The organism is Peribacillus sp. NPDC058002 (assembly GCF_042886655.1).
In the GTDB taxonomy this organism is placed as follows: domain Bacteria; phylum Bacillota; class Bacilli; order Bacillales; family DSM-1321; genus Peribacillus; species Peribacillus aracenensis.
The window spans coordinates 1-6,129 of the sequence record NZ_JBHVQU010000209.1 but is presented as its reverse complement, the minus strand read 5'-3'; the positions used below and the strand labels follow the sequence as shown (position 1 = coordinate 6,129).

Genomic DNA, 6,129 nt, shown 5'->3' with positions numbered 1-6,129 from the left:
AGAGAGAAGGACTGAGTACATGCTTGATTTAGCAATTCTGGCCATTCTTTTAATCGGTTTATTAATCGGTTTAAAGCGTGGCTTCATTTTACAAGCGGTTCATATGACAGGGTTCATTGTAGCCTTCATCGTCGCTTATGTATTTTACGGAGATCTTGCTCCCAATTTGAAATTGTGGATCCCGTTCCCAACGATGGGTGATTCCTCGGCCCTTAATATGTTTTTCGATACAGTCGGGCTTGATACGGCATATTACAATGCAATTGCCTTTGCAATCATTTTCTTTGCTGCCAAGATCCTTTGGCAAATGATAGGATCCATGCTCAATTTCATCACCCACCTACCGATATTAAAGCAGCTGAATCGCTGGGGTGGAGGGATATTGGGTTTTCTCGAAGTCTATCTTATCATGTTTATTATATTATATATAGCTGCCATGCTGCCAATAGATTCCATCCAGAAACCATTAACTGGCTCATTTCTGGCAGAATCGATCGTGAAACATACGCCGTTCCTTTCCGAGCAAGTGAAGGAACTTTGGTTTCAGGGTGTAAAACAATCTTAATGTCAGTATAAGAGGGCCTGTCTCCCTTTCTCAAAGTCCTGGATTCCCATACTTTGAACGGGGGAGGCCCCTTTTTATGTGGCAGGATGTAACTTCCCCCTATTTGATTCGAAAGTTAAGAACCTGACTGCTTGTACTTTACCTCCAAGAAAGGTATCTTTAAGAAAGTGAACAATGGACACCCTACTAATTTTTTGGGCGGTGGATTAAATGACAATTAATAAAAAAGATATCATTAAACTATTAGAAAAGATTGCAATATATATGGAACTAAAAGGAGAGAACCCGTTCAAGGTTTCAGCTTTCCGGAAGGCAGCGGGCGCCTTGGAAACGGATGACCGGAGCCTTTCGGCCATCGAGGACTTTACCGCTTTAAATGGAATCGGGAAAGGAACGGCCTCCGTCATCGAAGAGTATATGAATGAGGGGAAATCGACCGTACTTGAAGAGCTGCAGGAGCAGGTGCCAAAAGGATTGATTCCGCTTCTGCAGCTTCAAGGTCTGGGCGGGAAGAAAATTGCCAAGCTTCATAAAGAGCTGCATGTCAATGATGTGAATGATCTTAAAATCGCCTGTGAAGAAGGCAGGGTCGCGGCGCTTGCCGGTTTCGGCAAAAAGACGGAAGAGAAGATCCTGTCTGCAATTGCCGAAGCGGGTTCAAGGCCCGACCGGCTGCCCCTTGCCTTCATGAGGCCGATTGCGGATGATATTGAAACGGCCCTTGCTAACATGGAATACATCATCCGTTCTTCCAGGGCCGGCAGCATCCGGCGTATGAGGGAAACCATCAAGGACCTCGATTTCATCATCTCGACAGATCATCCCGAAGAAGTTAAGGATCAACTGCTTGCATTAACGGGAATAAAGCAGGTGATTGCAGCAGGTGATACAAAAGTATCGGTCGTGCTTGATTATGAATATGATATTTCTGTCGATTTCCGAATCGTGAAGGATCAGGAATTCATCACGACACTCCATCATTTTACAGGTTCGAAGGATCACAATGTGCGGATGCGCCAGCTTGCTAAAGATCGCGGCGAGAAAATCAGCGAATATGGGGTGGAAGTGGCTGAAACCGGTGATATATTGACGTTTGAAACGGAAGAACAATTTTATAATCATTTTGGTCTTCCTTTCATTCCGCCAGAACTGCGTGAAGACGGAACGGAAGTGGAGCATTATGATGCTAATGAACCTCTCATATCTTTAGAATCCATAAAAGGTGACCTGCATATGCATACCACATGGAGTGATGGTGCCCATACGATTGAAGAAATGATAGAAGCATGCCGTGCAAAAGGGTACCGGTATATGGCCATCACTGATCATTCGCAATATCTGAAAGTGGCGAACGGCTTGACCGCGGAACGATTGCGTGAACAAAAACGTATCATCCATGAGCTAAATGAAAAATACGCTGACTTTACCGTTCTTTCAGGGATTGAAATGGATATACTTCCTGATGGGACCCTTGATTATGACGATGAGCTGCTTGCAGAGATTGATTTGGTGATCGCATCGATTCACTCTAGCTTTTCACAGCCTCGGGAAACGATCATGGAGCGCTTAAAAACGGCTTTGAATAATCCGCATGTAGATATCATTGCCCATCCAACGGGAAGGATCATCGGCAGACGAACCGGATATGATGTTGATATAGAGATGCTGATCGAACTGGCCCGTGAAACGAATACTGCCTTGGAATTGAATGCGAACCCGAACCGATTGGATTTGGCACCTCCCCATCTGCGCAAGGCACAGGAAGCAGGCGTTCCGATCGTGATCAATACGGATGCCCACAGCATCGACATGCTTGAACATATGCCTGTTGGGGTTTCATCAGCCAAAAAAGGCTGGATTAAAGAATCAACGGTTCTTAATGCAAGGGATACGGACGGATTATTGGCGTTTTTAAAGAGAAATGATTAACTATTTGCCCATAAATAAGGAGGAGCTTTAACTCCATGCATAATAAAGCTTTAAAGACATTGGAATTTCATAAAATAAAAGAACAATTAATTTCACACGCATCCTCATCCATAGGAAAAGAGAAGGCAGAGCAATTGATGCCTTCCACGGATTTTGAAGAGGTGTCGAGATGGCAGGAAGAAACGGATGAGTCAGCCAAAATCGTCCGGTTGAAAGGTAACTTGCCATTGGGCGGGATTTTTGATATCCGTCCGCATGCAAAAAGGGCACAGATTGGCGGAATGCTCTCACCGATGGAATTGATGGAACTTGCGAGTACGATTCGTGCCGGCAGGATCCTTAGCCGTTTCTTTGAAGAACTTGCAGAGCAGGAAATTGATGTTCCGCTTTTGGCTGAATATATTGATTCCCTTCATCCATTGATAGATTTGCAGCAGGAAATTACGTATGCAATAAGCGAACATGGCGAAGTGATGGATTCTGCCAGCGACAAGCTTCGCACCCTAAGAAACCAAATTCGGACGAACGAAAGCCGCGTCAGGGAAAAACTAGAAAGCATGATCCGTTCTTCCAATGCATCAACAATGTTATCCGATGCCATCATCACCATCCGGAATGACCGATTCGTCATCCCGGTAAAACAGGAATACCGGAGTGTGTATGGCGGGATCATCCATGATCAATCCTCATCAGGGCAGACGTTGTTCATTGAACCGCAAGCAATCGTTCAGCTGAATAATGTCCTGCAGGAAACCCGAGTGAAGGAAACGCAGGAAATAGAACGGATATTGGTCGAACTATCGGAAAAAGTCGGTGCTTACACTCCTGAATTGCTTCATAATGTCAAAGTGCTTGCCCAAATCGATTTCCTTGTCGCCAAGGCTAAGTATGCAAAAGCGATAAAAGGATCCAAGCCGATTCTGAATGATGAGGGGCGCGTGAAATTATTCAAAGCGAAACACCCGCTCATTCCGAGTGATGTTGTCGTGGCCAATGATATTTTTCTTGGTGATGAATTTACGACAATCGTCATCACCGGTCCGAATACAGGTGGTAAGACGGTTACCCTGAAAACGATTGGCCTCTGTACGTTAATGGCCCAGTCCGGTCTGCAAATCCCTGCGCTGGATGGTTCCGAAACGGCTGTGTTTTCCTCCGTTTATGCCGATATTGGCGATGAGCAGTCGATTGAACAAAGCTTAAGTACATTCTCCTCGCATATGGTCAATATTGTCGATATCCTTAAGCATGTCGATTATGACAGCCTTGTTTTATTCGATGAGCTTGGAGCGGGAACTGATCCACAGGAAGGTGCTGCTTTGGCCATTTCCATTTTGGATGAAGTGTATAAACGCGGAGCACGTGTGATCGCAACGACACATTACCCGGAATTAAAAGCGTATGGATATGATCGGGAAGGCGTCATTAATGCAAGCGTCGAATTTAATGTGGAAACCTTGAGTCCCACCTATAAACTTTTGATCGGTGTACCAGGTAGGAGTAATGCGTTTGAAATTTCCAAACGGCTTGGTTTGGAAGAAAGCGTGATAAGCAGCGCCCGCAGCCATATTGGTGAGGATACGAATAAAGTTGAGAATATGATAGCGTCCCTTGAAGACAGCCGTAAAAAGGCCGAAGAAGAAGAACAGGAAGCCAAGAATCACCTGGAACAAGCGGAAATTCTTCATAAAGACCTTCAAAGGCAAATTGATGAATACCATGAAGAACGGGATGCGATGGTTGAAAAGGCAGCAAAAGAGGCAGCGGCAATCGTTGAAAATGCACAAAAGGAAGCGGAAGCGATTATTGCCGACTTACGTAATCTGCGACTTGAAAAGCATGCCGATGTTAAAGAGCATGAACTGATCGATGCCAAAAAGCGGCTTGAAGAAGCAGCGCCAAAAGTGAAAAAAACATCAAATAAAGCTGCAAGGCCGCTGGATAAAAGCTTGAAACCTGGAGATGAAGTAAAGGTCGTAAGCTTCGGTCAAAAAGGTCACTTGATCGAGAAGGTCTCAAATAATGAATGGCAGGTTCAGATCGGCATCATGAAAATGAAGGTGAAGGAGTCTGACCTGGAATTCATCAAGACCACAAAAGTAAAAGAAACAAAGCCCCTCACCACGATCAAAGGCCGCGATTATCACGTTAGCGTCGAACTTGACCTCCGTGGAGAACGCTTTGAAAATGCAATATCAAGAGTGGAAAAGTACATTGATGATGCTCTTTTGGCCGGTTATTCGAGTGTCTCCATCATTCATGGTAAAGGAACGGGTGCTCTTCGGTCCGGGGTCCAGGAATACTTGAAAAATCACCGCTCTGTCAAAAGGATTCGCTTCGGCGAAGCCGGTGAAGGCGGAACAGGTGTTACGGTGGTGGAATTTAAATAAAGGAAAGCGGTCACTCCGGCCATTCAGTCAAGCCGGGTGGCTAGTTACCATTCGGGAGTTGGACCATGGTGAACATGTGGGAAAATGAATATGTATATATAGCTGCTCGTTACAGTGTCGTTATTCTGTGCATGATTGTTTTTTTAGCCATTTTTGAACTTGTCACAAAGTACAAGAACTGGGAGGAAATCAAACAAGGAAACCTTTCCGTCGCGTTGGCAACAGGTGGTAAAATATTTGGGATCGCCTATGTATTCCAACAGTCCATTCTCCATCAGAATTCGCTTATTACCATGATTGGCTGGGGCGTATACGGATTTGTCCTGCTATTGATCGGTTATTTCATTTTTGAATTTATGACTCCTGGATTTAAAATAGATGAAGAGATACAAAAAGATAATCGGGCAGTTGGATTCCTATCGATGATCATATCAATCGCATTATCTTTTGTCATCGGCGCAGGGATTTCTTAATGCCCTTCATGAGAGGGAGTAAGCTGTGGAGAAACTAGCAAAAGTCCTAATTGTTTGTTGCGGAATCTTTTTTCTGTTTGGAATCATTTATATGACATTCTTCAACTGAAGCGGCCATTATGCCGCTTCTTTTATTTGAGTTCAATTAAAAAGAGTGGGTGGTGGCATGTATAATAATAATGGTCAAATAGACTTTTCTAAAATAGGAGGAGGATTATGGATCAGTCCAAATTGATACAAAAGATAGAAGAATTATCGCTGAATGCTTTACCGGCCATGCAAACCCAAATCTATGACGGATGGGTTATCCGATTTGCGGATGGATATATGAAACGGGCGAATTCTATCGCCCCCATCTATTTATCGTATGAAAATGTGAAAAAGAAAGTATTGAATTGTGAACAATTATATTTTGCTAGGAATGGTAAGGCGATATACAAAATGACTCCACAGTCAAAGCCCCACAACTTGGATAGTGTATTGGAGGAGTCTGGGTATGTCCTGGAGGGAACAACGAGTGTCCAAGTATTGAATTTGGCAGAAACAGAATCACTGAATGAAATCAATGTCATAAAGTATGATCATTTACATGATCACTGGTTTCATGATTTCTGCCTACTAAGTAAAATGAATGATCATGATCAACCCATTCTGAAAAAGATGTTAGGGAATATCATCCAAAAAAAATGCTTTATGTTGTTGACTGATGAGGGTGGAACCGTGACAGCATGTGGACTGGGCGTTTTGGAAGACGAATACATAGGCCTGTACC

Annotated in this window: 5 protein-coding genes; all 5 read left to right on the top strand. The window is 43.9% G+C overall.

Annotated features, from left to right (window positions below):
- Positions 1-19 precede the first annotated feature (19 nt).
- Complete coding sequence (locus ACFVSH_RS21730) at positions 20-565, top strand: CvpA family protein (protein WP_260285364.1); 546 nt, start codon at positions 20-22, stop codon at positions 563-565.
- A 210-nt stretch (positions 566-775) separates the two neighbouring features.
- The gene (gene polX, locus ACFVSH_RS21725) at positions 776-2,494 is read left to right on the top strand and encodes a DNA polymerase/3'-5' exonuclease PolX (protein ID WP_387602515.1); all 1,719 of its coding nucleotides are present in this window, start codon (positions 776-778) and stop codon (positions 2,492-2,494) included.
- 35 nt (positions 2,495-2,529) lie between these two features.
- Positions 2,530-4,884 carry an endonuclease MutS2 gene (locus tag ACFVSH_RS21720; protein WP_387707769.1) on the top strand — a complete coding sequence of 785 codons (2,355 nt, stop codon included), beginning with the start codon at positions 2,530-2,532 and terminating at the stop codon, positions 4,882-4,884.
- Between the two features lie 65 nt (positions 4,885-4,949).
- On the top strand, positions 4,950-5,357 hold the full coding sequence (locus ACFVSH_RS21715; RefSeq protein ID WP_098370024.1) for a DUF350 domain-containing protein: 408 nt from the start codon (positions 4,950-4,952) through the stop codon (positions 5,355-5,357).
- 216 nt (positions 5,358-5,573) lie between these two features.
- A partial coding sequence (locus ACFVSH_RS21710) for a GNAT family N-acetyltransferase, cg3035/Rv0428c family (protein ID WP_387707768.1) occupies positions 5,574-6,129 on the top strand: 556 nt, incomplete at its 3' end.

Coding starts and splice junctions, on each gene's coding strand:
- ACFVSH_RS21720 (WP_387707769.1), top strand. CDS start 2,530: ATGCATAATAAAGCTTTAAAGACATTGGAATTTCATAAAATAAAAGAA.
- ACFVSH_RS21715 (WP_098370024.1), top strand. CDS start 4,950: ATGGTGAACATGTGGGAAAATGAATATGTATATATAGCTGCTCGTTAC.
- ACFVSH_RS21730 (WP_260285364.1), top strand. CDS start 20: ATGCTTGATTTAGCAATTCTGGCCATTCTTTTAATCGGTTTATTAATC.
- polX (WP_387602515.1), top strand. CDS start 776: ATGACAATTAATAAAAAAGATATCATTAAACTATTAGAAAAGATTGCA.